The sequence below is a fragment of the Halomonas sp. DQ26W genome (assembly GCF_003339685.1).
Classification (GTDB): Bacteria; Pseudomonadota; Gammaproteobacteria; order Pseudomonadales; family Halomonadaceae; genus Halomonas.
In genome coordinates, this window is sequence record NZ_QPKI01000022.1 from 39776 (window position 1) to 64318 (window position 24543).

General features: G+C 63.3%; 24 protein-coding genes. 5 read left to right on the forward strand and 19 right to left on the reverse strand.

What is annotated here, in order from left to right; translation table 11 throughout:
- Nucleotides 1-17: 17 nt before the first annotated feature.
- The 11 genes from DU490_RS12215 to dksA all read right to left on the reverse strand — a co-directional run bounded on the left by DU490_RS12215 (nt 18) and on the right by dksA (nt 12408).
- Nucleotides 18-1193, reverse strand: coding sequence for an acetyl-CoA C-acetyltransferase (locus DU490_RS12215; RefSeq protein ID WP_114574565.1), 1176 nt, complete (start codon nt 1191-1193; stop codon nt 18-20).
- Between the two features lie 137 nt (nt 1194-1330).
- Nucleotides 1331-1711 (reverse strand): aspartate 1-decarboxylase, encoded by a 381-nt coding sequence (panD, locus tag DU490_RS12220; protein WP_114574566.1) that lies wholly within the window; start codon nt 1709-1711, stop codon nt 1331-1333.
- 51 nt (nt 1712-1762) lie between these two features.
- Complete coding sequence (gene panC / locus DU490_RS12225) at nt 1763-2611, reverse strand: pantoate--beta-alanine ligase (RefSeq protein ID WP_114574567.1); 849 nt, start codon at nt 2609-2611, stop codon at nt 1763-1765.
- A 170-nt stretch (nt 2612-2781) separates the two neighbouring features.
- A complete protein-coding gene (gene panB, locus DU490_RS12230) occupies nt 2782-3573 on the reverse strand; it encodes a 3-methyl-2-oxobutanoate hydroxymethyltransferase (RefSeq protein ID WP_114574568.1) in 792 nt (263 codons plus the stop codon).
- A gap of 115 nt (nt 3574-3688) precedes the next feature.
- Entirely contained in the window at nt 3689-4180 is a 492-nt protein-coding gene (gene folK, locus DU490_RS12235) for a 2-amino-4-hydroxy-6-hydroxymethyldihydropteridine diphosphokinase (protein ID WP_404872847.1), read from the reverse strand.
- Nucleotides 4177-5580 (reverse strand): polynucleotide adenylyltransferase PcnB, encoded by a 1404-nt coding sequence (pcnB, locus tag DU490_RS12240; RefSeq protein ID WP_114574569.1) that lies wholly within the window; start codon nt 5578-5580, stop codon nt 4177-4179. The genes folK and pcnB overlap by 4 nt, the downstream gene beginning before the upstream one ends.
- A gap of 890 nt (nt 5581-6470) precedes the next feature.
- Complete coding sequence (locus tag DU490_RS12245; protein WP_114574570.1) at nt 6471-7865, reverse strand: sigma-54 dependent transcriptional regulator; 1395 nt, start codon at nt 7863-7865, stop codon at nt 6471-6473.
- A complete protein-coding gene (locus DU490_RS12250; RefSeq protein WP_114574571.1) occupies nt 7843-10794 on the reverse strand; it encodes an ATP-binding protein in 2952 nt (983 codons plus the stop codon). The genes DU490_RS12245 and DU490_RS12250 overlap by 23 nt, the downstream gene beginning before the upstream one ends.
- Nucleotides 10784-10960: a hypothetical protein gene (locus DU490_RS17215; protein WP_043517015.1), complete on the reverse strand. Its 177-nt coding sequence runs from the start codon at nt 10958-10960 to the stop codon at nt 10784-10786. The genes DU490_RS12250 and DU490_RS17215 overlap by 11 nt, the downstream gene beginning before the upstream one ends.
- 14 nt (nt 10961-10974) lie before the next feature.
- Entirely contained in the window at nt 10975-11883 is a 909-nt protein-coding gene (gene gluQRS / locus DU490_RS12255; protein WP_114574572.1) for a tRNA glutamyl-Q(34) synthetase GluQRS, read from the reverse strand.
- Between the two features lie 87 nt (nt 11884-11970).
- The gene (gene dksA / locus DU490_RS12260) at nt 11971-12408 is read right to left on the reverse strand and encodes an RNA polymerase-binding protein DksA (RefSeq protein ID WP_114574573.1); all 438 of its coding nucleotides are present in this window, start codon (nt 12406-12408) and stop codon (nt 11971-11973) included.
- Between the two features lie 241 nt (nt 12409-12649).
- On the opposite strand from dksA, the gene DU490_RS12265 reads away from it, so the two are divergent.
- Together DU490_RS12265 and sfsA are read left to right on the forward strand one after the other, a co-directional pair.
- Nucleotides 12650-13813 (forward strand): pyridoxal phosphate-dependent aminotransferase, encoded by a 1164-nt coding sequence (locus tag DU490_RS12265; protein ID WP_114574574.1) that lies wholly within the window; start codon nt 12650-12652, stop codon nt 13811-13813.
- A 30-nt stretch (nt 13814-13843) separates the two neighbouring features.
- The gene (sfsA, locus tag DU490_RS12270; RefSeq protein WP_114574575.1) at nt 13844-14620 is read left to right on the forward strand and encodes a DNA/RNA nuclease SfsA; all 777 of its coding nucleotides are present in this window, start codon (nt 13844-13846) and stop codon (nt 14618-14620) included.
- Here sfsA and DU490_RS12275 read toward each other — a convergent pair.
- The 7 genes from DU490_RS12275 to DU490_RS12305 form a co-directional block, all read right to left on the reverse strand.
- Nucleotides 14579-14911 (reverse strand): Rieske 2Fe-2S domain-containing protein, encoded by a 333-nt coding sequence (locus DU490_RS12275; protein ID WP_114574576.1) that lies wholly within the window; start codon nt 14909-14911, stop codon nt 14579-14581. The genes sfsA and DU490_RS12275 overlap by 42 nt on opposite strands.
- Nucleotides 14908-15366 carry a DUF4426 domain-containing protein gene (locus tag DU490_RS12280; protein ID WP_114574577.1) on the reverse strand — a complete coding sequence of 153 codons (459 nt, stop codon included), beginning with the start codon at nt 15364-15366 and terminating at the stop codon, nt 14908-14910. The genes DU490_RS12275 and DU490_RS12280 overlap by 4 nt, the downstream gene beginning before the upstream one ends.
- A gap of 56 nt (nt 15367-15422) precedes the next feature.
- On the reverse strand, nt 15423-16052 hold the full coding sequence (gene metW / locus DU490_RS12285) for a methionine biosynthesis protein MetW (RefSeq protein WP_114574590.1): 630 nt from the start codon (nt 16050-16052) through the stop codon (nt 15423-15425).
- Nucleotides 16052-17209 carry a homoserine O-acetyltransferase gene (locus DU490_RS12290; RefSeq protein ID WP_114574578.1) on the reverse strand — a complete coding sequence of 386 codons (1158 nt, stop codon included), beginning with the start codon at nt 17207-17209 and terminating at the stop codon, nt 16052-16054. The genes metW and DU490_RS12290 overlap by 1 nt, the downstream gene beginning before the upstream one ends.
- Nucleotides 17210-17258: 49 nt before the next feature.
- Complete coding sequence (locus DU490_RS12295; protein WP_114574579.1) at nt 17259-17840, reverse strand: YggT family protein; 582 nt, start codon at nt 17838-17840, stop codon at nt 17259-17261.
- A 61-nt stretch (nt 17841-17901) separates the two neighbouring features.
- The gene (proC, locus tag DU490_RS12300; RefSeq protein ID WP_114574580.1) at nt 17902-18726 is read right to left on the reverse strand and encodes a pyrroline-5-carboxylate reductase; all 825 of its coding nucleotides are present in this window, start codon (nt 18724-18726) and stop codon (nt 17902-17904) included.
- Between the two features lie 61 nt (nt 18727-18787).
- Entirely contained in the window at nt 18788-19507 is a 720-nt protein-coding gene (locus DU490_RS12305) for a YggS family pyridoxal phosphate-dependent enzyme (RefSeq protein ID WP_114574581.1), read from the reverse strand.
- Between the two features lie 67 nt (nt 19508-19574).
- On the opposite strand from DU490_RS12305, the gene DU490_RS12310 reads away from it, so the two are divergent.
- A complete protein-coding gene (locus DU490_RS12310) occupies nt 19575-20606 on the forward strand; it encodes a type IV pilus twitching motility protein PilT (RefSeq protein ID WP_114574582.1) in 1032 nt (343 codons plus the stop codon).
- A gap of 89 nt (nt 20607-20695) precedes the next feature.
- Nucleotides 20696-21838 (forward strand): PilT/PilU family type 4a pilus ATPase, encoded by a 1143-nt coding sequence (locus DU490_RS12315; protein WP_114574583.1) that lies wholly within the window; start codon nt 20696-20698, stop codon nt 21836-21838.
- Nucleotides 21839-21912: 74 nt separating this feature from the next.
- Here the strand turns inward: DU490_RS12315 and DU490_RS12320 are convergent, their stop codons facing one another.
- On the reverse strand, nt 21913-23055 hold the full coding sequence (locus tag DU490_RS12320; protein ID WP_114574584.1) for an anhydro-N-acetylmuramic acid kinase: 1143 nt from the start codon (nt 23053-23055) through the stop codon (nt 21913-21915).
- A gap of 119 nt (nt 23056-23174) precedes the next feature.
- Between DU490_RS12320 and tyrS the strand changes: the two genes are divergently transcribed.
- A complete protein-coding gene (gene tyrS / locus DU490_RS12325; protein ID WP_114574585.1) occupies nt 23175-24374 on the forward strand; it encodes a tyrosine--tRNA ligase in 1200 nt (399 codons plus the stop codon).
- Nucleotides 24375-24543 lie beyond the last annotated feature (169 nt).

Below are 24543 nucleotides of genomic sequence, written 5' to 3' on the forward strand. Positions count from 1 at the left end.
TGGCGGAGTGTGTGACCTTACCTCTCGATGGCGAGGGCAACCCCCTGCCCCCCACCGATGCATAGGGTCGCCAGGCCCTTCTTGGCGTCGCGCGCGATCATCTCGTGCAGCAGGGTCACAAACACGCGGCAGCCGGAGGCGCCGATCGGGTGGCCAAGGGCAATGGCGCCACCGTTGACGTTGACCTTGGAGACATCCCAGCCCAACTCCTTGTTGACCGACAGGGCCTGGGCGGCGAAGGCTTCGTTTGCCTCGACCAGGTCGAGGTCCTCCAGCGACCAGCCGGCCTTCTCCAGGCAGCGGCGGGTGGCCGGCGCAGGGCCGATGCCCATGATGGCCGGGTCGACGCCCGCGTTGGCGTAGGCAGCGATGCGGGCGAGCGGCTCAAGGCCCAGCTGCTTGGCTTTCTCGGCGGAGCAGATCATCACCACAGCGGCGCCGTCGTTGAGTGAGGAGGCGTTGCCGGCGGTGATGGTGCCATCCTTCTTGAACGCTGGCCTCATGCCGCCGAGCTTGTCGGCGCTCACTTCGCGCGGGTTTTCGTCGGTGTCGAAGACCACCGGGTCCCCCTTGCGCTGGGGAATTTCCACCGGCACGATCTGGCTCTTGAACTTGCCATCACGAATAGCGGCAGCAGCCTTCTGCTGGGAAGCCGCGGCGAACTCGTCCATCTGCTCGCGGGTGATATCGTACTTCTCCGCCAGGTTTTCGGCGGTGATGCCCATGTGGTAGTTGTTGAAGGCATCCCACAGGCCGTCGTGGACCATGGTGTCGACGGCCTTCCAGTCACCCATGCGCTGGCCGTTGCGCGAATTGGGTAGTACGTGCGGGGATGCCGACATGTTTTCCTGGCCGCCGGCGAGAATCAGCTCCGCGTCACCGCAGCGGATTGCCTGGGTGGCCAGGTGCAGCGCCTTGAGGCCGGAGCCGCAGACCTTGTTGATGGTCATGGCGGGCACGGTGTCGGGCAGGCCGGCCTTGATGGCGGCCTGGCGAGCGGGGTTCTGGCCCACGCCGGCGGTCAGGACCTGGCCCAGGAGGACCTCATCGACCTGGTCGCCGGAAACGCCGGTGCTGGCGAGGATATCCTTGATTACCAGAGCGCCCAGGTCGCTGGCGGGAATACCGGCCAGTGAGCCACCGAAGGCCCCTACGGCGGTACGGCGGGCGGCAACGATTACCACATCTTGCATAGGAAACTCTCCTTAAGTCTGTCGCGGACTATAACGCTCTCAGCATAGGCGAGGCTTGTGCGCTGCGGCAATGCCCCATGGGGTGAAATTCGTCAGTGAATGGGGTCGATGGGTTGTCCGGCGATGACGGCTTTCCGTTAGACGAGCTGAACGGGTATGGCATTGCTGGTGTGGCTGACGTCGTTGCCTTCCTTCAAATAGACCAGGGCTGGCTGGTGATTTTCCACTTCTGCATCGCTGTAGTGGGCATAGCTGCAGATGATTACCCGGTCGCCGGGGCCGGCCAGGTGGGCGGCGGCACCGTTGATGGAGATCACCTGTGAGCCTTCCTCGGCGCGGATGGCGTAGGTGGTGAAGCGCTGGCCGTTCTCCACGTTATAGATCTGAATCTGCTCATTCTCGCGTAACCCCGACAGGTCCAGCAGGTCTCCGTCGATGGCACAGGAGCCTTCATAGTTGAGTACGGCATGAGTGACGCGGGCCATGTGGAGCTTGGCCTTGAGCATGATGGTGTACATGGAAGCGCTTCCTCCGGAATACGGTGCAAGGGGTGCACGTCGAACGCCGCATCAACGCGGCAATGTCAGGGTCAGGTTGTCGATCAAGCGGGTCGGTCCCAGCCGGGTGGCGACGAGCAGCACGGCATCCCGGGTAGCCGCGGTGACCGGCGCCAGGTCGGTGGCGCGAAGCTCCAGGTAGTCCGGCTCGAAGCCATACTGCCGCAGTCGGGCCAGGCCTGCTTCAAGGCTGGTGGCGACCGGCTCGCCGGCCTCCAGGCCGTCGCGCAGCTCGCAGAGCGTCTGGTAGAGCCGGGGTGCGGTGGCGCGTTGGTCAGGGTCAAGGTAACCATTGCGCGAGGAGAGCGCCAGGCCATCCTCGTCGCGCACGATGGGCACCCCGACGATCTTGATGGGGAAGTGCAGGTCTTCCACCAGCTTGCGAATCACTGCCAGCTGTTGATAGTCCTTTTCACCGAAGCAGGCCGTGTCGGGCTGTACCAGGTTGAACAGGATGCTCACCACGGTGGATACGCCGTCGAAGTGGCCGGGCCTTGCGCCGCCACACAGCCCCTCGCTGACGTCAGGCACGCATACCCGGGTCTGGTCGTCCAGGCCGCGTGGGTAGAGCATTGTCGTATCGGGAGTAAACAGCAGGTCGCAGCCCGCTTCTGCGAGTTTGGCCTGATCGTCGGCCAGCGTGCGAGGGTAGGAATCCAGGTCCTCGCTGGGGCCGAACTGAAGCGGATTGACGAAGATCGTCGCCACCAATACGTCAGCGTGGCGGCGTGCGGTCTCCACCAGGGCAATGTGCCCGGCGTGCAGGTTGCCCATCGTCGGTACCAGGGCGATACGCTGGCCACGTTGGCGATGCACATCGAGGGTCTCACGCAGCGCAGGGATATCTCTCAGGGTACGCATCTAGAACTCCAGGGTGTCACGAGGGAACCCGGCTTTGTACGAAAACTGCCTGGGCTCGGCCATGCGGCGTTAAAAATTGGCTCAAAATGCTCATTTACACCCCGTAAACTCCACTTTTTCGCCGATTTTTGCCTTGCCTGACCTTCGCTCGCCGACTTTTCGAACATAGCCTAGAAACCATGTTCCTCGGCCGGGAAGCGTCGCGCCTTGACGTCCTCGTGATAGCGACGGAAGGCGCCCGGGATGTCGTCGGCCTCCGCCATGAAGTTCTTGACGAAGCGTGGCACGCGGCCGTGGGTCACACCCAGCACGTCATGCATCACCAGTATCTGGCCGTCGGTGTCGGGGCCGGCACCGATGCCGATCACCGGCACGTCGAGTGCCTCGGTGATGGCTCGGCCGAGGCTGGCCGGTACGCACTCAAGCAGTATCACCGAGGCACCTGCCGCCACCAGGGTGCGGGCATCTTCGAGGATCTGCGTGGCGCGTTCGGCGTCGCGTCCCTGCACCTTGTAACCGCCGAGCTGATAGACGGTTTGTGGCGTCAGCCCCAGGTGAGCGCAGACGGGCACCCCCCGTTGTGTCAGCTCACGTATGCCGTCGGCCATCCAGGCTTCGCCTTCCACTTTGACAAGTTCGGCACCGGCACGCATCAGCGCACCGGCATCCTGTAGCAGGCGCTCCTGGCTGGAGTTGCTCATGAAAGGCAGGTCGACCATCAGCAGGCTTTGCCCCTTGCCACGCGCCACGCAGCGGGTGTGGTAGCAGATATCGTCAAGGGTGACCGGAAGGGTGCTGGCATGGCCCTGCAGCACCATGCCCAGGGAGTCGCCGACCAGCAGCACATCGATGCCGGCCTCGGACGCGCTCCTGGCAAAGGAGGCATCATAGGCTGTCAGGCAACTGAAGGTTTCGCCTGCGCGCTTGTGGGCCTGCAGCGTGCTCAGGGTGACGGTTTTCATGGCGTGCTCTCGTGTTGTCTTCGGGTCGGCCGAGGTTTGCCGCGCTGCCTTGCGGTGGACGTGATTGTTACCAGAATGCGGTCGTGGTGTCGATGGGTAACACCTACCTCGAAAGTTAAGGTAACACTTTGATCAGGTCCGGTGACGCCAGCGACTCGGCCAGCGCCTTGACGCCTCGGCCATCGGGCAAGATCAGCGCCGGGGACAGCTCGGCGAGGGGGACCATGACAAAGACACGCGCGCTCATCTCGGGATGGGGCACGCGTAACCGAGGCATCTCGATGACCTGCTTCCCGAACAATAGCAGGTCCAGGTCTAGGGTGCGGGGACCCCAGTGACGTCGGCGAACGCGGCGATGGCGCTGTTCCAGCGCCTGCAACTGATCGAGCAGCGCCAGCGGTGAGAGCCGGGTCGCCAGGTGGGCCACGGCATTGACGAAATCGGGTTGGTCCTGGGGGCCGAGGGGGCGGCTGGCGTACAGGCTCGATGCATCGAGCCGATGGGTCAACGGTAGTTCGCCGAGCGCCTCAAGGGCCTGGGCGACCTGCGCTTCGGGCTCGTCGAGGTTGCTGCCGAGCCCCACGTAGGCGTCGACCAGCGGTGTCACGGTGACTCGGGAGGCGAGCTGCGCCGGCGGCGTTTGCGGGGTCGGCGGCGTTTGGGGCGATCACCGGGCGTGGCGTTGCCGCCGGCTTTCTCCAACAGACGCTGCTGCTCGTGCTCGTCGCCCTCCTGATAGGCGGTCCACCAGGCCCCGAGCCCGGGCTCGACCTCGCTGGCCTCTTCCCGCAGCAGCAGGAGGTCATAGGCAGCGCGGAAGCGCGGGTGTTCACGGGTCTGCACTGCGCGCTTGCCGCGGCGCTGGGGTAGGCGTTGCTGCAGGTCCCAGATGTCACGCATCGGCATGCTGAAGCGCTTGGGGATCGAGATATGCTTCAGTTGGCGCGACAGCACCTGCTGAGAGCCTAGATGCAGGGCGGGAATGGGTGGCATGCCCTCTGCTTCCAGCGCTGCCTGGCGCAGTTGGACGGGCCCCCACAGCAGTGCCGCAAACAGGAAGGCAGGCGTTACTGGGCGTTCTTCGCGAATCCGCTTGTCGGTGCTGGCCAGGGCCGCCTCGATCAGGCCTTCTGCCCAGGGGAGCTGAACCATGGCTTCGTCCGTCTCGGGGAACAGCATGGTAAACAGGCCGTAGTAGCGCAGCATGCGGAAGGTTTCGACGCCGTGGCCGGCCATGAGCAGCTTGAGTATCTCGTCGAACAGCCGAGCGGGGGGGATCTGCAGCAGCAGATGGGCCTGCTCCCGGATCGGTGCTTCGGAGTCTGGCGCGATATGGAACTCGAGCTTGGCGGCGAAGCGAATCGCACGCAGCATGCGCACCGGGTCCTCGCGGTAACGTGTCGTCGGGTCGCCGATCATGCGCAGGGTACGAGACTCGATGTCACGAGCTCCGTTGGCGAAGTCATGAATCGAGAAGTCGGCGATGCTGTAGTAGAGCGCATTGACGGTAAAGTCGCGGCGCACGGCATCTTCCTGGATGTTACCCCAGACGTTGTCGCGCAGCAGCAGGCCGTGCTCGGACTGCTGGGCGAGGTGGTCGCCATGGTCGTCGTTGGGCCTGCCCCGGAAGGTAGTGACCTCGATCACTTCGCGGCCGAAGCGCACATGCACGATGCGGAAGCGACGGCCGATGATCCGCGAGTTGCGAAACAGCTCACGTACCTGCTCCGGCGTGGCATCGGTGGCAACATCGAAGTCCTTGGGCATCCTGCCAAGAAGCGAATCACGAATGCAGCCGCCGACCAGGTAGGCCTCATAGCCGGCATTGTGCAGGCGATAGAGCACCTTGAGCGCCGACTCGCTGAAGTGCTGGCGCGATACGGGGTGCTCACTACGCGGAATGATCCGCGGGCCGGCTTGTTCGCCGGTGGCAGCATCCTCGGGGCCGAAGAGTGACCTGAGATGCTCGCCAGGGCTCTGCAGAAAGCGGGTAAATCCTTTGAACATGCGGCGATATCGACTCGCAGTTTGCGAAAGTTGTTGAGTGTAGTCGACCAGCGACACCTTGCAAAGCGGTGAGCCGAATCGCTAGGTAGCCCAACAGCAAAAGAGGAGGCCGATTGGCCTCCTCTGACAAGCTAAAAATGCTGCATCCATGCGGCTGTTTCTTCTTCGTGATGGCACATCGCCTTGAATACGCACCACAGTCACCAAGAGTTCACAGGCAAGCAATGTTGTTGTGATTGTTGATGTTCCTGGTTGCGACCGCCTCGTATTCAAAACAATAATCCAACCACGACGGCATTAGGAATATGCCTCCCCTCGGCTTGTTGATGTTGTTGCCGAAGGTGCGCTTCTCAGGCCGTTGTTCTTGTTGGTAGGCGTGTGAGCGCGTCGCGTCCTGGGATCCGGTGCTTCGAGCGAATATTGTTGCTTTTGTTGAAGGCATCGAAGGGCAGAGCCTATCGGGATGAGCTTGTTCTTATTGCTCCCGCCTCCGCATCCTTTCACAGCCCGCCTTGTTATTGTTGGCGCGGGCTCTGTCTCTCCTGGCCGCCTTGTTATTGTTGTTGGCGCGGGTGACAGCCGGATGTTGTTTTTCTTATCGATGAATACTGCACGCCACATGCCATGACGCTTATTGGCATTGAAAAACAGCGGTCTATGACAGGCCGTGAGGTGGGACGGTCCAACTCGCTTCGTAGGTGTTACCCGGTCTTGACCATATCGGGGCAATTTCTGGGTGGGAAGGTAACAACTGGTGCAAAAATCCCGGAGAATCATCAAAAAAGCGCCGGTGGCATGTGCCAACGGCGCTTGGACAATAGTCATAGACGACCCTTGTGGGCCCATCAAGGTGCCGGGCAGCGTGAACCAGGATTGCTGCCCCAGGCGGGTCAGGCGCTGTTGCGCCTGGCCTGCTTCTTGCGAGGAATGCCTAGTCGCTGGCGGCGCTCCCACAGGCATTTCCGGCTGATTCCCAGTTTCTGGGCGAGTTCTGTCTCGCTCATTTGATCCTGGTGCTCGAGTACGAAGTGCTGGAAGTAGTCCTCGAGGGAGAGGTCGTCGCCGCTCTCGTCCTGTTCGCTATCGACCGGTTCGACCGCTCGCGGCATCGGTTCGGGCGGGTGGCGGGGCGAGGCCGGGAGTCCGGGCTTGAGGCCGAGGTCATCGGGATGGATCAGATGGCCCTCGGCCAGAATCACGCCGCGCTCCAGGGCGTTCTCGAGTTCGCGTACGTTACCCGGCCAGGGGTAGTCATAGATTTCCCGCCGTGCCGCTCGGGAAAGACGTAGGCCACCCCGCTCATGCCGGCGACACGCCTTCTCCAGCAGAACATCGGCGATGGTCAGGACGTCCTCGTCTCGATCGCGCAGCGGCGGTAGGTCGATCTGCATCACGTTGAGGCGATAGTAGAGATCGAGCCGGAACTCGCCGGTCTTTGACAGGGCCCGCAGGTCGCGGTGGGTGGCGGCGATCAGGCGCACATCGACATGCCGGGTCTCCACCGAGCCGATACGGCGGATCTCGCCTTCCTGCAGCACCCTCAGCAGGCGTGCCTGGGCATCCAGGGGCAGTTCACCGATCTCATCGAGAAACAGGGTGCCGCCGTCGGCGGCCTCCACCAGTCCCGTGCGGGCGGCACTGGCACCGGTGAAGGCGCCCTTTTCATGGCCGAACAGCTCCGATTCGATCAGCGTTTCGGGAATGGCAGCGCAGTTGACACAGATCAGCGCTGCCGCGGCGCGCTTGCTCTGCTGATGAATGGCCCGGGCCACCAGTTCCTTGCCGGTGCCCGACTCGCCCTGAATCAACACCGTGACATCCGCGGGAGCCGTCTTGCGGATGCGGGTGTAGACGGCCTGCATGGCCTGGCATTCGCCGATCATCTGCTGGCGCGAGCCGCCAGCATCGGTGATGTCCGGTGGAGGAGAGCGGTGAGAGGATTGCTGATGCAGCACCCGCGACACGGTCTCGAGTAGTTCGTCATGGTCGAAGGGCTTGGCCACGTAATCGACGGCGCCTTGCTTGAGGGCCTCGACCGCCGAGCGCATGCTGGCATAGCTGGTCATGATCAGCACGGGAACTGGTGCGGCGCTGGCAATAAGAGTGGTTCCGGGCTCGCCGGGCAGCCGCAGGTCGCTGATCACCAGGTCGAAGTGCCGGGGCTCCAGGGCGAGTGCCTCATCGACCGAACCGGCTTCACTGACACGATAGTCATGGCGCTCCAGCAGCCGACGAAGCGCGGTGCGAATGATGGCCTCGTCTTCAACGATCAGAATCCTGCTCATTGGTTTCTTCACCATCCTGTCGTTCGGTGGGCAGCCACAGGCAGATGCGGGTGCCGCGTTCATGCCCGGGGGGCGGTGACTCGATTTCGATTCTGCCATGGTGCTCGGCGATGATGCTGTAGACCAACGGCAGGCCCAGGCCAGTTCCTTCGCCGGGCGGCTTGGTGGTCGTGAAGGGCTCGAACAGGTGGTCTCGGACTCTGGCATCGAGCCCTTCGCCCTCGTCGGTGACGGTCACCTTCAGCAGGCTGCCTTCCGGCTCCGCTGCAATGACGATGTTGCCACCCGCCTCGCTGGCGTCGCGGGCATTGCTCAGCAGGTTGATCATCACCTGCTGTAGGCGCTGGGCATCGCCGATCGTCTCCAGCTCTACGGGGCAGAAGTTATGATACCTGACATCCTCGCCCGAGCGTGCCAGCTGTAGCAAGTGCAACGCTTCATCGGTGACTGCAGCGATGGAGACCGGGGCGAAGCCGGTGCCGCTGATATGTCGGCCACCGTGGGCAAAGCCCACCAGCGAGCCGACGATACGCGAGACACGATCGGTCAGCTGCTGTATCTGGGCGGCGGTTTCCAGTACGTCGGGGTCGCTGGTGTCATAGCGCAGGTTCTGGGCCAGCGACGAGATGCCGGTGATGGGGTTGCCGATCTCATGGGCCACTCCGGCGGCAAGCTGTCCGATGGAGGCGAGTCGCGCCGCATGGACCAACTCGTCCTCCAGCCACTTCATCTCGCTGTGGTCCTCGATCAGGATCACGGTGCCGCCGCGAACGTCGTCGTCCGCCTTGAGTTCGGCGCGGTGCAGGGTCAGGTAACGGGTACCGTCCTCCAAGTCCACCGCCTGTTTATAGAGATGATCGTCCTGCTCGGCTCGGCTCAAGAGCTCTCCCCAGGGCGTGGGGAGGCTATCGCGGCGGGCGCCTACCACACTATTTCCGTCGATGCCGGAGAGCTCTGCCAGGGCGTCGTTCCACATTAGCAGTTCGTCGTCGACGCCGAAGGCGCACAATCCCACCGGCAGCCGGGTAAGGATGCGACGATGGTAGCGGCGCAGCCCATCCAGTTCCCGAGCCAGGCCGGTAAGGCGAGAACGATAGGCCTCCAGGCGGCTCTCGACGAAGTGAATGTCGTCGGTTGGCTCCTGGCTGCCACGCCGGTAGGGCAGGTAGCGATCGACGATGTCCTGAGCTACCGACGGGCCCATGAGGCCGGAGAGGTTGGCCTGAATCCGGTCGCGTAGCCGGCGTAGTGCATAGGGCCGACCGTCCAGCGGGGAGAGCCCCAGGTCGGTAAGGGCTCGTTCGACTTCCCGTTCGGCGACTTCGTCACCGAGTGCCCGGGCGAGGGGCAACTTGAACTCCTCGCCGGTGGCGGCGAGTAGGGGTAGGCGCTTGGGGCGGATCACAGCGTCCACCGAGCAGGCCTCGGCAGCGGCACGCTCGCCGGGAGAAGTGTGGGTGGCCAGCGAGACGATGATAAAGGTCAGGATGTTGGCAGCCAGCGAGACCAGGGTCACGACGTACCAGTCAGGCTCGCCAGCGAGCATCTCAAGCCCTGGCGGTATCAGCACTAGAGCAGGCAGATCGGTAAGCAGTGGCAGCCATAGCCCGACGAGCCAGATCAGCGTGCCGACAGCCAGCCCCGATACCATGCCTTTGCGGTTGGCCCCCGGCCAGTAGAGCAAGGCGAGCAGTCCTGGCAGGCACTGCGCCATGCCGACAAAGGCGGCGAGTCCCAGGGTGGTGAGGTCATGATTGACGCCGACGGTTTGGTAGAAGAGCCAACCGCTGAGGATCACCATGGCGATCAGCCCGCGGCGCAGCCAGCGTAGCCAGCGATAGAGGTTGGGCTGGGCCTCTGGGGGGTGGGCGACCAGCAGGACATGGTTGAGGATCATTCCCGATAGCGCCAGGGCGATGATCACCATGGTCGCGCTGGTAGCGGCCAGACCGGCGATGAAGGCCAGTGCCTGTACCCAGAACGCATCCGATAGCCCGAAGGCCAGATAGGCGGAGCCGATCAATTGGTCGCTCCCCAGTCGCTGGCCGGCCCACAGGATCAACGGCACCGGTAGCGCCATCAGCAGCAGAAACAGCGGCAGAGACCAGCTGGCTTGGAGCAGGGTGTGTCGTGAGAGTGTTTCGGCAAAGGTGATATGGAAGATATGTGGCATCAGCAGTGCCGCGGCGAAGAACAGCAGCAGCAGCGTGCGCCAGTGGGCCGGGTCGGGCTGCGCAACACCCGCCTGATAGGCCTGGCCGGGGCCATCCAGCCAGAGCTGAAGGTCGGCGGGGCCATCGAAGACGACGAATAGGGCGATGCCGCCCAGGGCCAGCATGGCGCCGAGCTTGATGATCGAGGTAAAGGCGATGACGGCCAGCAGTGTGTCGTGTCGTGCGTGCTGGTGCCTGTGGCGTGTGCCGAAGAGCATGGCGAACAGGGCGATCAGGGCACTGAAGGCCAGTGCCAGCAAGGCGGGCGAGGCGGCGCCGGTCATCAGGTAGATGGCATCGCCCAGGGTCTGTACCTGGAGCGCCAGCAAGGGCAGCACCGCCAGCAGGCTGATGATCGTTACCAGAGTGCCCACCCAGCGCGAGCGGAAGCGGAAGGCAAAGAGGTCAGCCAGGGAGGAGAGCTGGTAGGTATGGGTCATGCGCTGGATGGGAACCAGCAGGACCGGTGCCAGCAGGAAGGCACCGGCTACGCCCAGGTAATAGGCGAGATAACCGTAGCCTTCGCTGGCGGCAAGCTCCAGGCTGCCATAGATCGCCCAGGCGCTGGCATAGACTCCCAGCGCCAGGGTATAGACGGCGGGGTGGCGGGTAATCCGTCGCCCGATCCAGCCGCGCTCCACGGCCAGGGCACACAGGAACATCAGCAGCAGGTAGCTGGTGCCCAGGGCGAAGACGCTGGCCAGGCTACTGTTCATCCAGCTTCCTCTTCTGCTCCAGCCAGAGGGTCAGCGCGATCAGTATCCCCCAGATGACAAAAGGGCGATACCAGGCCACACCTGGGCTGGACCAGCCGCTCATCAACAGCGGCGACAGCAGGTAGCCCCCGAACACCAGCAGCAGCATGATGCGATAGACGTACACGGCGTGCTCCTTGCTCAGGGTGTGTGGGCGGCCATGTCGGCATCGGTGGCCGGCCGGGCGGCCTCGGGTCGGATGCGATCCACGTCCCAGTGGGCAATGGCCCAGTCGAGCTGTTCGGCGGCCGGCGCCAGGGCGAGTGTCTCGGGCGGGGCCTGATCCAGCGTTGCCAGGGCACGATGCAGCAGCGGACGAATCGCTCTCTCGTCTTCGGGAAGCGCCGGGGCCAGGTTCTGCTTGGAGAGCTTCTGGCCGTCGCGGTTCATCACCAGTGGCAGATGTAGGTAGCGTGGCTCTGCCAGACCCAGGGCGTGCTGCAGCTGGCGCTGCCATGGCGTATTGTCGAGTAGGTCGAAGCCACGGACCACATCGGTGATGCCCTGGTCATCGTCATCGACCACTACGGCGAGCTGGTAGGCCCAAAGGCCATCTTTGCGCTTGAGTACCACATCACCCAGTGCGGCAGGGTCGAAGCGCTGGGTGTTGAACAGCCTATCCTGCCACGTGACAGGACGCAGCCCCTTGTCGCTGCGCAGCCGCCAAGCTAACGGCTTGTCAGGTTCCTGCACGCCATGGCGACACCAGCCGGGGTAGGTCGGAAAGTCGCGCCACTGCTTGCGGGAACAGCTGCAGGGGTAGGCGAGGTCTTGCGACCTCAGGCGTTCGAGGGCGGCCGCGTAGGCCTCATCACGGTCGTGCTGCCAGCGAGTCGGGCCGTCCCAGTGCAGGCCGAAAGCCTCGAGCTGGCGCAGAATGGTATCGGCGGCACCCGGGGGGCAGCGTGGCGGATCGATGTCTTCGATGCGCAGCAGCCAATGACCGCCCACCCGGCGAGCATCGAGAAAACTGGCCAGGGCGGCGATCAGCGAGCCGAAGTGCAGCGCGCCGGACGGGGTGGGTGCGAAGCGGCCGCGGTAGCCGGTCATGGCTGGCTCCTGGCAGCGGTGGCCGACATGCAAACGGGCACCCAGCGGTGCCCGTCGCGAAGCGAAATGACGCTCACTGAAGGGGCATCATCCGCCGAGCTGTTTTTCCTTGAGCTCGGCTAGGGTCTTGCAGTCCACGCACAGTGTCGCGGTGGGGCGAGCTTCAAGGCGGCGGATACCGATCTCGACGCCGCAGGCCTCACAGAAGCCGTAGTCGTCCTCGTCGATCTTATCGAGGGTCTCGTGGATCTTCTTGAGCAGCTTGCGCTCACGGTCCCGTGTGCGCAGTTCGAGACTGAAGCCCTCTTCCTGCGTGGCGCGATCGGCCGGGTCGGCGTAGTTGTTCGCCTCTTCCTGCAAATGACGCACGGTGCGATCCACCTCTTCCATGAGCTCCTGTTTCCAGCCCAGCAGGATCTGTCGGAAGTGCTCCAGCTGCTGCTCGTTCATGTACTCTTCACCCGAGACCGGCTCATACGGGGTGAATTTCTTGGGCGCTTCCGTTCTCTTGTCTGCTACTGGCATGGGACTGCCTCTTTAACTTTAGTGACTGCTGATCAATACCCGCTCCGATGGATTGCAAGGTATCTCACGCCAAAGGCATGCTTGTTTAGCGGAAAATCGCTGCCTTTGCAATAGCGATCTTCGTAATGTTGGCGCGAAGAGCGGCCTGCGCGACGGTCCTGAAAAAAGATAGAATCTACCTTGGAAAGCCTGGCGGTGAAAGGTTCCCGTTAGGTCCGGTCATTTCGTTCGGGAGTCTGACATGTTGTGGAATGCGCGAGTCGATCGTGTAGCCCCTTTCCGGGTGATGAGCCTACTGGAAATCGCGCAGGCCCGCGAGGCGGCCGGCCACGATGTCATTCACCTGGAGGTGGGCGAGCCCGACTTTGCCACGCCGGAGCCGGTGCTCGTCGCCGGGCAGCAGGCGCTGACGGCGGGGCATACCCGCTATACCCCGGCAGCGGGCCTACCAGCGCTGCGCGAAGCGATCGCCGGGCACTATGCCGAGCATTTCGGGGCTGCAGTCGACCCGTCGCGTGTTCTTGTCACGCCGGGGGCCTCGGGAGCACTCCTGCTGGCCAGCCAGTTGCTGGCAGGGCCCGGCGACCGGGTGCTGATGGCCGACCCCAACTATCCCTGCAATCGCCACTTCATGGCCCTGGCCGGTGCCGAGGTGGATGCCGTGCCGGTCGGCCCGGAAAGCGGCTGGCAGTTGGATGCGTCGCTGATTGAGCAGCATTGGCGCGATGACACCCGCCTGGCGATGCTGGCTACCCCTTCCAACCCGACCGGCCATATGCTCGATAGTGCACAGCTTTCCGCGGTTGCCGACAGCGTGGCGGCCCGCGGTGGTGAATTGCTGGTGGATGAAATCTATCAGGGGCTCTGCTACGACATCGCGCCGCTATCGGTGGCTGCGATCACTGGCGATGCTTACGTGGTCAACAGCTTCTCCAAGTACTTCGGCATGACCGGCTGGCGCCTGGGCTGGCTGCTGGCACCCGAGGCGGCTGTGGAGCCGCTCACCCGGCTGGCCCAGAACGTTTTCCTGGCGGCCTCGACCCCGGCCCAGCACGCGGCGCTGGCTGCTTTTACCCCCGAGTGTCGCGATATCCTCGAGACGCGCCGCGCCGAGATGGGTCACCGCCGTGATGCGCTGCTGGCAGGGCTCGCCCGGCTGGGGCTGGCCCCCTCGCTGCCGCCCCAGGGCGCCTTCTACCTGTGGCTGGATATCTCCCGCTATAGCCGCGACAGCCAGGCCTTCTGCCGTCAGCTGCTTGAGGAGGAGAACGTGGCGATCACGCCGGGTATCGATTTCGCGCTGACGGGGGGCGAGCATCACGTGCGCATCGCCTTCACCACCGGAATCGCACGCCTCGAAGAGGCAGTGGCTCGGCTCGAGCGTTTCCTGGCGCGCCAAGCGTAGAGAGCGCAGCCACGAACCGGAGGTTTTGCCATGGAGTATCCACAACTAGTGCCCGGCACCCTGCTGCGCCGCTACAAACGCTTCCTGGCCGATGTGCGCCTCGTCGACGGTCGCGAAGTGGTCGCCCACTGCCCCAATACCGGCTCCATGCGCACGGTGAATGTGCCGGGCTGCCGCGTATGGCTGGCACCCAGCGACAATCCGGTGCGCAAGCTGGCCTGGACCTGGGAACTGATCGAGCTGCCCCAGGCCGACGGTAGCCTGGCGCTCGCTTCGGTGCATACCGGGCGGGCCAATCGCATCGTCGAAGAGGCGCTGCGTGGGGGGCAGGTGGCCGCCCTGGCGGGCTATGCCTCGCTGAAACGCGAGGCGAAGGTGATGGCGGAACCGGGACAAAGCGCGAGCCGGCTCGACTTCCGCCTGGACGACCCGCTGCGGGGAACGGTCTTCATCGAGGTCAAGCAGGTCACCCTCAAGGAGAGCGATGGCCATGGCTATTTTCCCGATGCGGTGAGCGAGCGGGGACGGCGCCATCTGGGGGTGCTGGGCGATCTTGCAGCCCAGGGCCATCGGGCGGTGCTGCTGTTCTGCGTGGCCCATACCGGCATCGGCGACGTGGCCGCGGCCGCACACCTCGACCCCGCCTATGCGCTGGCACTGGGCGAGGCAGCACAACGCGGCGTCGAGATACTGGCCTACGGCTGCCGGGTCGACAGCCTCGATGGGGTGCCGCGGGTGATACGGCTGGCCGAGGTGCTGCCCGTTTCACTTACCCGCCAGTTGGATGTTGCCTTCGGCGTCGACTGACACCACCACCGGCTCCAGGTGGCGCCCCTGGCAGGGGCCGAAGATGCATTCACCGGTTTCGGGCAGGAACAGGGCGCCGTGCATGGTGCACTGGATTAGCTCCCCGCTCGCTTCGAGAAAGACGTTTGGCTCCGCCTGCAGCATTACCCCCTGATGGGGGCAGCGATTGACGAAGGCGCTGATTCGCTCATGGACCTTCACCAGCAGCACGTTGCGTCCATCGGGCAGTCGTATGCCCAGGGCCGAGGTGGCGTCGAGCTCGGTCCGGTGGGCCAGCCGGAGACGGCTCATCGGTCTATGGTAAAGCGCTGAATGAAGCCGACGTTGGTTGGCGCTTCGTTGCGGTCGTGGCGGATCTCAAGGTCGAAGTGCATGGGCTCACCTTCGATGATTCGAAAGACCGCAATTTGCGACACGCTGTCACCGGTGCGCAGAGAACGGAAGGAGAGCGAAGCGGGCGAAGTGTCGCCAACCGTGCCGACCGTCCCGCTTACGGGGGCGTTCACGGTCCTGGTGGTGCCATCCCCACGCTGCTCGAGCACACTGATATTGACCAGCGCCATGGCTGGGCTGCGCTGGACACCATGAGTAGATGCCACCTCCGGGCTAAGGAAGCTGGTGCTGACGGCGCTGTAGTGGATCTGATAGTCGCCGACCCGCTCGAACTGCTGTGCCTGAAGCGGCAGGGTCAGGCAGAACAGCAGCAGCGTGGTGAACAGGCGGTACAAGTTGGCACGATGCATCATCGGTAGCTCCCTCGACTTGTCGTTGCATCTCGTCTCTCGGCTATTATGTCTCGTTGCTACGTCTTGCTCGTTGACTTGGTCGTGGCCTCGGCCTGCTGTCGGCTGATGCGGAAGATGGCGATTTCACCGAACAGGTTGGGCCAAAGCCGCGAGGTCCAGTGTCCTTCATGGTCGCGTATCCCCACCGCCCGGTCGGTGATCGCCAAGCCCTTTTCGCGACACAGGTGTTCAAAGTCGTTGAAGGTCGAAAGATGGATATTGGGGGTATCGTACCAGGCGTGGGGCAGCGACTTGGAAACCGGCATGTAGCCGCGTATGCCGAGATGCACCCGGTGCCGCCAGTAGGCGAAGTTGGGAAAGGTGATGATGCACTCGTCGGCGACTCGCAGCATCTCGTCGAGCATGCGGTCGGGGCGGCGCAGCGCCTGCAATGCCTGGGTCATGACCACCAGATCGTAGGTGTCATCCTCGAAGTTTACCAGACCCTCGTCGAGGTTCTGCTCGATGACGCTGACGCCCTTGTCGATGCAAGCGGTAATGCCCGTCGGGTCGATCTCGAGGCCATAGCCGGTGACGTCCTTGTCACGGGCCAGAGCCTCGAGCAGGATGCCGTCGCCGCAGGCCAGGTCGAGGATATGCGCCCCTCGGGGAATCCAGCGGTGAATAAGCTCCAGGTCGGCTCGCATCATGAGCGCTCCTCCAGGCCCATCTCCCGGGCCGTACGGGACATGAAGGCGGCAAAGACGGCCTGATAGCGTGGCTCCGGCAGAAGGAAAGCATCATGGCCGTGGGGAGAATCGATATTCACGTAGCTTACCGACTTGCCGGCCCGGATCAGGGCGTTGACCAGCTCTCGGGAGCGAGAGGGGGTGAATCGCCAATCGCTGGTGAAGCTGACCACCAGGAAAGGGCACTGTGCCGGCTTCACCGCCTTGGCGAGGACGCCGCCGTGAACCGCGGCAGGGTCGAAATAGTCCAGGGCCTTGGTCATCAGCAGATAGGTGTTGGCATCGAAGGAGCTCGAGAAGGTATCGCCTTGGTGTCGCAGGTAGGACTCCACCTGGAACTCCACGCCGTAGCCGAAGTTGAGATCCTCGCTGCGCAGGTCGCGGCCGAATTTGCTGCCCATGGCATCTTCCGACAAGTAGGTGATATGTCCCACCATGCGGGCCAGCTTGAGGCCGCGACGCGGGACCTTGCCGTGCTCGTTGTACCAGCCGTCGTGGAAGTCGGGGTCGGAGCGAATGGCCTGTCGGGCCACTTCATTGAAGGCGATGTTCTGGGCCGATAGCTTGGGGGTGGCGGCAATGACCGCGGCATTGGCGATACGCTCCGGGTAGGTAAGGGCCCATTGCAGCACCTGCATGCCACCCAGACTGCCGCCGATCACGGCGGCGAAGCATTCGATGCCCAGACGGTCTGCCAGGCGTGCCTGGCTGTGGACCCAATCACCCACCGTCATCATCGGGAAGTCCGGCCCCCATTGGCGGCCGGTGGCGGGATTGACGCTGACCGGTCCGGTACTGCCATGGCAGCCCCCGAGGTTATTCAGCGAGACCACAAAGAAGCGGTCGGTGTCGATGGACTTGCCCGGGCCGATATGGGCGTCCCACCAGCCGGGCTTGCGATCATTGGCGTCGTGAAACCCCGCAGCATGATGATGCCCCGATAGCGCATGGCAGATCAGTACCGCATTGGTCCGCGTGGCATTGAGTGTGCCGTAGGTTTCATAGACGAGGTCGTAGGCCGGCAGCGTCTTGCCGCAGGCCAGGTCCAAGGGGTCGTCGAAGTGCGCCGTCTGTGGCGTCACCAGGCCGACCGAGTCGGCGGGAAACTCGGGCATCTGTTGTTCTGTGTCCAGTCGTTGGGATCCAGTATGGGTCGACATGGTCTTACAGGCCGACCAGCGCTCCGGCGATACCGGCGGCACGAGTCAGAGCGCCCACCACGATACCATCGATGAGGCTGATGGCGATGAAGACCACGATCGGCGACAGGTCGATCATGCCCAGCGGTGGGATGACCTTGCGCACCGGCGCCATGATCGGCTCCACCAACTGCATGATCAGTAGTGCGCCGGGGTGGCTGGCGTTGGGGGCTACCCAGCTCAGGATGATCATCACGATCAGGGCGAAGAAATAGATCTTGAGGATCGCATTGGCAATCGCGGCAACCGCACCGATGGCGACATTGGCTATTGGCGGCATGCCGAAGCCGGCGATCTGCAGGATGACCACGATGCTGATTGCCTTAAGCACGAAGGCGGCAGCCAGGGTCGCCAGGTCGAAGCGGCCCATCACCGGACCAAGGAAGCTCTGGAAGGGGCGCACCACCGGCTGGGTGATCTTCACCACCGATTGGCTGATGGGATTGTAGTAATCGGCCTGCGATGCCTGCAGCAGGAAGCGCAGCATCATCAGAAATAGATAGATATTGATAAGGGTGTTGACCAGCAACAGGCCAGCATTTCCCATGTTCGGCTCCTTTCTCTCATGTAGGGGGAGGCCGCCGCGTGCTGCGGGCGGCCTCTAAGCGCTAGCGCTGTCCGAATTCATTGCCCATCTCGCGGGCGCGGCCGGCGCAGGCATCCATGGCGTCGACCATCATGGCGCGCAGTCCCGCCTGCTCGAGATGCTCTACCGCACGCTCGGTGGTGCCGCCAGGCGACATCACGTTGCGCTTGAGCCGGGCCGGGGTAAGTTCGCTCTCCTGGGCCATGCGGGCTGCGCCGAGTGCGGTCTGGATCGCCAGGCGGCGAGCCGTTTCCGCAGGCAGGCCCAGTTTCACGCCAGCCTCTTCCATGGCTTCGAACATCAGGAAGAAATAGGCGGGGCCACTGCCGGAAACTGCCGTGACCGCATCCAGCAGCGACTCTTCCTCGACCCATTCGACCAACCCGACGGCGCCAAGCAGTTCGCTGGCCTGGGTACGCTGTTCGGCGGCGACTTCGGGCGTTGCGTACAAACCGGCGGCACCGCAACCGACCAGTGAAGGTGTGTTGGGCATGCAGCGAACCAGTGCCATGCCGCCCCCCATCCAGGCTTGCAGAGTTGCCGCGTCGATTCCGGCGGCCACCGAAACGATCAGCGGACGCTGACGCTGCAGAGTATCGCGCAGCCCCTCGCAGACTTCCTTCATCACTTGAGGCTTGACGGCCAGCACCACCACGTCGGCATCGCGTACCGCGGCGGCATTATCGGTATTGGTACGAATTCCGTAGCGCTCATGAATCGGCGCCAGGAAGGCATCGCTGGGAGAGGTGGCGGTAATGCCGGTGGCCGGGTAACCGTTGTCGATCATCCCGCCAATGATAGCGCTGGCCATGTTGCCGGCGCCGATGAAAGTGACTCTGCTGGCCATTGAAATATATCCTTTTACGTTATGTAACGACCGGCTCTAGGCCGGTACGCATTAGCATCAATCAGCGCGATGCGGCTTCCCGCTTGCCAAATATGGCGGTTCCCAGCCGAACCAGGGTAGCGCCTTCTGCTACGGCGGCTTCCAGGTCGGCACTCATGCCCATCGACAGGGTATCCAAAGGTGCGTCGGGGAAGCGTTTCTGCAGCATCTCAAGCGCCTGGCGCAGGTGGGCGAACGGTTCCCGCTGGGCCGATGGTTCCTCAGTCGGGGCGGGAATGGCCATCAGTCCGCGCAGCCTTAGGGCCGGCATCGCCAGTACCGCCTCGGCCAGGCGTGGTAGATCCTCGAGCATGATGCCTGACTTGCTCGGCTCGGCACTGATGTTGACCTGTAGGCAGATGTCCAGCGGCCCGAGCCCGGCAGGGCGTTGTTCGTTCAGGCGCCGGGCAATCTTCTCACGGTCGACGCTGTGTACCCAGGCAAAGTGCTCGGCCACCTCCCGGGACTTGTTGGATTGCAGGGGGCCGATAAAATGCCAGACGATGCCCTCCAGATCGCCGAGTTCGGCCTGCTTGGCGAGCGCTTCCTGAACGTAGTTTTCACCGAAGTCCCGCTGCCCCAGCTCCCATGCTTCGCGGATCAAGGCAGCCGGCTTGGTCTTGCTGACCGCCAGCAGCCGAGCGTCACCGGTCTGGCGGCCGGCTGCTGCCAGGGCATCGGCCAGCCGCGCCTGGGCGAAGGCCAGGTAGTCACCGAGAATGAAATTCGTGGTATTACTCACCTGAAGTCCTTCATGTCAAAAGGTCTGGCATACTGAAACGAACCTTACCTGGTAGCAGGGGAACCGCATGGATATTACCGAACTGCTGGCGTTCTCGGCAAAGCAGAACGCCTCCGACCTGCATCTGTCGGCCGGTCTGCCGCCCATGATCCGTGTCGATGGCGACATTCGTCGGCTCAATGTGCCGGCAATGGAGGACCGAGAAGTCCGCAAGTTGATATACGACATCATGGGCGACCGCCAGCGCCGCGACTATGAGGAATTCTTCGAGACCGACTTCTCCTTCGAGGTGCCGGGCGTGGCGCGTTTCCGTGTCAATGCCTTCAACCAGGCGCGCGGCGCCGGTGCGGTCTTCCGTACCATCCCCAGTGAAGTGCTGACCATGGACGACTTGGCGCTGGGTGACGTCTTCCGCCGCCTGGCGTTGCTGCCCCGCGGCCTGGTGCTGGTGACCGGCCCCACCGGCTCGGGCAAGAGCACAACGCTTGCGGCGATGATCGACTATATCAACGATCACCGTTACGACCACATTCTCACTATCGAAGATCCGGTTGAATTCGTGCACCGGAGCAAGCGCTGCCTGATCAACCAGCGCGAAGTGCATCGTGATACCCATGGGTTTGCCCAGGCCTTGCGCAGTGCCCTGCGCGAGGATCCCGACGTGATCCTGGTCGGCGAGCTGCGCGATCTGGAAACCATCCGGCTGGCACTGACCGCCGCCGAGACCGGGCATCTGGTATTCGGCACCCTGCATACCACCTCCGCCGCCAAGACCATCGACCGTATCATCGACGTCTTCCCTGGTGATGAGAAATCGATGGTCCGCTCGATGCTCTCGGAGTCGTTGCAGGCGGTGATATCCCAGACCCTGCTCAAGCGCCAGAGCGGCGGACGAGTGGCCGCCCACGAGATCCTCATCGCCAATGCGGCGGTGCGCAACCTGATTCGCGAGGACAAGGTGGCGCAGATCTACTCGGCGATCCAGACCAGTGGCAATCTGGGTATGCAGACCCTGGATGCGGCCCTGGCCAAGCTAATCACCGATAATGTCGTGACCCGCGAAGAGGCTCAGGCACGGGCCAAGGGTATGCTGACATAAGGGTATGCTGACATAGGGCACGCTGGCGCAGGCATGGCTCGGGGCTAATGAATGAAAGCCGAAACAGAAGCAGACAAGGGGGCAGGGACATGACAGCACAAGAATGGTTGGAGCAACTGCTGGGCATCATGGCCCAGAAGGAAGCATCGGACCTTTTGATCTCGGTGCAGGCTCCCCCCACCATCAAGATCGCCGGCAAGCTGACCGCGCTTGGTGACCAGCGCCTCTCGTTGGCTCAGGTACGTGAGCTGGTCAATACGGCGGTGCCCGAAGGCATGCGGGAGCGTTTCCAGATCGATCGCGAAGCCAACTTCGCCTTGAGCATCTCGGGACTCGGCCGCTTCCGAGTCAGTGCCTTTCAGCAGCGCAGTCAGCTGGCCATGGTGATCCGGCGTATCGCCTTCGACATCCCCCATCTCGAAGAGCTGTCCCTGCCGCAGCAACTGGGTGAGCTGGCCAACCTCAAACGTGGCCTGGTGTTCGTGGTGGGCGGCACCGGTACCGGCAAGTCGACCACCCTGGCGTCGATGATCCAGCAGCGCAACGAGACGGTGGGGGGGCATATCATCAGCGTCGAGGACCCTATCGAGTACGTGCACCCGCACAAGAAGGCGATCATCAATCAGCGCGAGGTGGGAATCGATACCGAGTCCTTCGAGGTGGCGTTGAAGAATACGCTGCGCCAGGCGCCGGACGTGATTCTGATCGGCGAGGTGCGCACGCGCGAAACCATGGAACACGCACTCACCTTTGCCGAGACGGGACACCTGTGCCTGGCCACACTTCACGCCAACAACGCCAACCAGGCCCTGGATCGCATCATTCACTTCTTTCCCCATGAGCGGCACGAACAGATATGGCTCGATCTCTCGCTCAACCTGCACGCCATCGTCGCCCAGCAGTTGCTGCCCACTCGTGATGGGGGGCGCTGCCCGGCTATTGAGATACTACTGCGTACCCCTTTGATCGCTGACCTGATCCGCAAGGGCGATGTCGGTGAAATCAAGAACGTCATGTCTCGCTCACGGGACCTCGGTATGCAGACCTTCGATCAGGCGCTTTACGAGCTCTACACGGCTGGGCAGATCACCGAGGAAGTGGCACTGGTGCATGCCGATTCGGCCAATAACCTGCGCATGATGATCAAGTACGAGGATGAAGGCAGCGACGTGCTGGCCAAGGCGCAGGATACGGCACAGCGTCTTTCACTGCGCGACGAGGATGATTTTTAGAAAACACTGAATCAATGCCTGTGCGGGCGGATCGCTGTGTTGCGCGGTGCTTCTTTTCTACAGTGCGTAGAGGGCTACGGGGCGTAGATGCCGCCTAGCACTCGCGGGCCGGCAGCGCCGGTGACGCTGGGCAGGTTGCCGGGCAACCCTTCGAGCCTGCGCCAGGCGAGCCAGGCGAAGGCGCCTGCTTCAAGCCAGTCGGCAGGCCAGTCCCAGTCACTGCTGGGTACCAGGGGAGTCTCTGGCAGATGTCGGCCAAGACGGGTCAGCAGGTCCGGGTTGTGGGTGCCGCCGCCGCAGGGAATCAAGGCTGCTGCTGGCGGAGCCCGAAGTCGCTCACGAGCCATCTCCACGCCGAGGGCAACACTGGTGGCAGTGAGCTCCGATAACGTGGCCTGCACGTCCTCGGAGGCTTCCCTTCCCGTCAAACGTTCTTCCAGCCAGTCGAGATGAAAGACCTCGCGGCCGGTGCTGCGCGGTGGCGGGCGATGGAAGAAGGGCTCAGTCAGCAAGCGCTCCAGCAGGGCTTCATCGACGCGTCCCGACGCGGCCCAGGTGCCCTCCGGGTCGAAGCGTCCGCCGCGATGCCGCGCATGCCAGCCATCCAGTAGGGCGTTGGCGGGGCCGGTATCGAAGCCGATGACCTCGGCGTCGCTTTCGGCAGGCGGCAGCAGCGTCAGGTTGGCGAAGCCGCCCAGGTTGAGCACCAGCAGCCACGCCCCATGCCGACGAAACAGGGCTTCATGAAAAGCGGGAGCGAGCGGAGCCGCCTGGCCGCCTGCGGCCAGGTCGCGGCGCCGGAAGTCGGCTACCACTGTGCAACCGCACAGCTCGGCCAACAGGCTGGGGTTGTCCAGCTGCAAAGTATAGGCAGGCGCCTCGCCATGCCCCCTGCCATGCCCCCATGGGGCATGCTCGATGGTCTGGCCGTGGCTGCCGATGGCGGCGATAGCATCGGGCGATTTGTCGCTGGCGGCGAGCAGCCGTTTCACGGCTGTCGCTTGCAAGCGGCAGAACGCGTTCTCGGCCGCAGCCAGTTCGGCAAATGCCGCGCGTTCGGCCTGGCAGAGTGCCAGTAGCGATTCGCGCAGACTCTCCGGCATAGGCTCGGCCCGGGTGGCGAGCAGGCGCGCATTGTTGTGGCCGTCGATTTCTACCAGAGCGGCATCGACACCGTCGAGACTGGTGCCGGACATCAGGCCGATGAACAGTGTCATTCCGCTACTCCCCGTTGCTGAGCCTCCTCCGCGAGGCGCCAAGTCATGCTAACATCCTGTTCCACTCAATGGACCCTGGTGGCAGGGCCTGGTAACCGTATTATGTGGAGTCGGAGACGATGACCGATGTCGCGAGCGCGCTGGCGCTTCTGAAGCGTGGCACCCACGAGATCCTGATCGAGGACGAGCTGGTCAAGAAGCTCGAGTCCGGACGCAAGCTGCGTATCAAGGCGGGTTTTGATCCTACCGCCCCGGACCTGCACCTCGGTCATAGCGTGCTGTTGACCAAGATGCGCCTGTTCCAGGAACTGGGGCACGAGGTCATCTTCCTGATCGGCGACTTCACCGGGCGCATCGGCGATCCCACCGGCAAGAATGTCACGCGCAAGCCGCTGACCGAGTCAGAGGTCCGCGCCAACGCTCAGACCTACAAGGAGCAGGTGTTCAAGATCCTCGACCCCGAGAAGACCGAGGTGCGCTTCAACTCGGAGTGGTTCTCCGCCATGACCGCGGCCGACATGATCGAGCTGGCCGGCCAGAGTACCGTGGCACGCATGCTGGAACGGGATGACTTCGACAAGCGCTACACATCGAGTCAGCCGATCTCCATTCATGAGTTTCTCTACCCACTGGTGCAGGGCTATGACTCCGTGGCGCTGAAGGCCGACGTGGAAATGGGTGGTACGGACCAGACGTTCAACCTTCTGATGGGTCGAGAGATCCAGAAGCACTTCGGCATGGAACCCCAGATCGTTATTACCATGCCGCTGCTCGAGGGGCTCGACGGCGTGCAGAAAATGTCCAAGTCGCTGGGCAATTATGTCGGCGTCGACGAAGCGCCAGGCTCTATGTTCAATAAGCTGGTTTCCCTGCCCGATAGCCTGATGTGGCGCTATTTCGAGCTGCTGTCATTGAAGAGCAACGAAGAAATTGAGAGTCTCAAGCGCGATGCCAAGCAGGGTGCCAACCCGCGTGATATCAAGATGATTCTGGCCCGGGAGCTGATCGCTCGCTATCACGGCGAAGGCGCGGCTGCCAATGCTCACCGATCGGCTGGCAATCAGTTGGCCGAGGGTGAGCTGCCCGAGGACCTGCCCGACGTCGAGGTCGATTTCGAAGGCAGTCCTCAGGCACCCATTGCCGCCGTACTCAATCGTTCGGGCCTGGTCAACAACAGCGCCCAGGCCAAGGACATGCTGGGTAATGGGCGGGTAAAGGTCGATGGTGAGGTGGTCGCCAAGGACCATATGCTCGATACCGGTAAGAGCTACATCATCCAGGCGGGCAAGAAGCGCCACGCGCGGGTGGCCCTGAGCTGAGTCCAATGCGTTTGTTTCCAGTGCCACTGATGACAGGTCAGTTGGCCTGCAACGCCCGCCATGTGCGGGTGTTGTTGTCTCTGGCCTGAGTAATCCATCCACAGCCACTTGTCCCAGGCCGCCTGTGGATAGCCTGGCTGCCCATCATTCCGTCATGGCCCCGTCATCG

Excerpts from the sequence above, each read along its gene's own strand:
- sfsA (WP_114574575.1), top strand. The coding sequence starts at position 13,844 with ATGGAGTATCCACAACTAGTGCCCGGCACCCTGCTGCGCCGCTACAAA.
- DU490_RS12250 (WP_114574571.1), bottom strand. The coding sequence starts at position 10,794 with ATGAACAGTAGCCTGGCCAGCGTCTTCGCCCTGGGCACCAGCTACCTG.
- proC (WP_114574580.1), bottom strand. The coding sequence starts at position 18,726 with ATGGCCAGCAGAGTCACTTTCATCGGCGCCGGCAACATGGCCAGCGCT.
- gluQRS (WP_114574572.1), bottom strand. The coding sequence starts at position 11,883 with ATGACCGGCTACCGCGGCCGCTTCGCACCCACCCCGTCCGGCGCGCTG.
- tyrS (WP_114574585.1), top strand. The coding sequence starts at position 23,175 with ATGACCGATGTCGCGAGCGCGCTGGCGCTTCTGAAGCGTGGCACCCAC.
- DU490_RS12245 (WP_114574570.1), bottom strand. The coding sequence starts at position 7,865 with ATGAGCAGGATTCTGATCGTTGAAGACGAGGCCATCATTCGCACCGCG.
- DU490_RS12275 (WP_114574576.1), bottom strand. The coding sequence starts at position 14,911 with ATGAGCCGTCTCCGGCTGGCCCACCGGACCGAGCTCGACGCCACCTCG.
- dksA (WP_114574573.1), bottom strand. The coding sequence starts at position 12,408 with ATGCCAGTAGCAGACAAGAGAACGGAAGCGCCCAAGAAATTCACCCCG.
- DU490_RS12320 (WP_114574584.1), bottom strand. The coding sequence starts at position 23,055 with ATGACACTGTTCATCGGCCTGATGTCCGGCACCAGTCTCGACGGTGTC.
- pcnB (WP_114574569.1), bottom strand. The coding sequence starts at position 5,580 with ATGTTCAAAGGATTTACCCGCTTTCTGCAGAGCCCTGGCGAGCATCTC.
- DU490_RS12290 (WP_114574578.1), bottom strand. The coding sequence starts at position 17,209 with ATGCCCGAGTTTCCCGCCGACTCGGTCGGCCTGGTGACGCCACAGACG.
- DU490_RS12265 (WP_114574574.1), top strand. The coding sequence starts at position 12,650 with ATGTTGTGGAATGCGCGAGTCGATCGTGTAGCCCCTTTCCGGGTGATG.
- DU490_RS12280 (WP_114574577.1), bottom strand. The coding sequence starts at position 15,366 with ATGATGCATCGTGCCAACTTGTACCGCCTGTTCACCACGCTGCTGCTG.
- DU490_RS12315 (WP_114574583.1), top strand. The coding sequence starts at position 20,696 with ATGACAGCACAAGAATGGTTGGAGCAACTGCTGGGCATCATGGCCCAG.
- panD (WP_114574566.1), bottom strand. The coding sequence starts at position 1,711 with ATGTACACCATCATGCTCAAGGCCAAGCTCCACATGGCCCGCGTCACT.
- metW (WP_114574590.1), bottom strand. The coding sequence starts at position 16,052 with ATGCGAGCCGACCTGGAGCTTATTCACCGCTGGATTCCCCGAGGGGCG.
- panC (WP_114574567.1), bottom strand. The coding sequence starts at position 2,611 with ATGCGTACCCTGAGAGATATCCCTGCGCTGCGTGAGACCCTCGATGTG.
- DU490_RS12295 (WP_114574579.1), bottom strand. The coding sequence starts at position 17,840 with ATGGGAAATGCTGGCCTGTTGCTGGTCAACACCCTTATCAATATCTAT.
- DU490_RS12310 (WP_114574582.1), top strand. The coding sequence starts at position 19,575 with ATGGATATTACCGAACTGCTGGCGTTCTCGGCAAAGCAGAACGCCTCC.
- panB (WP_114574568.1), bottom strand. The coding sequence starts at position 3,573 with ATGAAAACCGTCACCCTGAGCACGCTGCAGGCCCACAAGCGCGCAGGC.
- DU490_RS12215 (WP_114574565.1), bottom strand. The coding sequence starts at position 1,193 with ATGCAAGATGTGGTAATCGTTGCCGCCCGCCGTACCGCCGTAGGGGCC.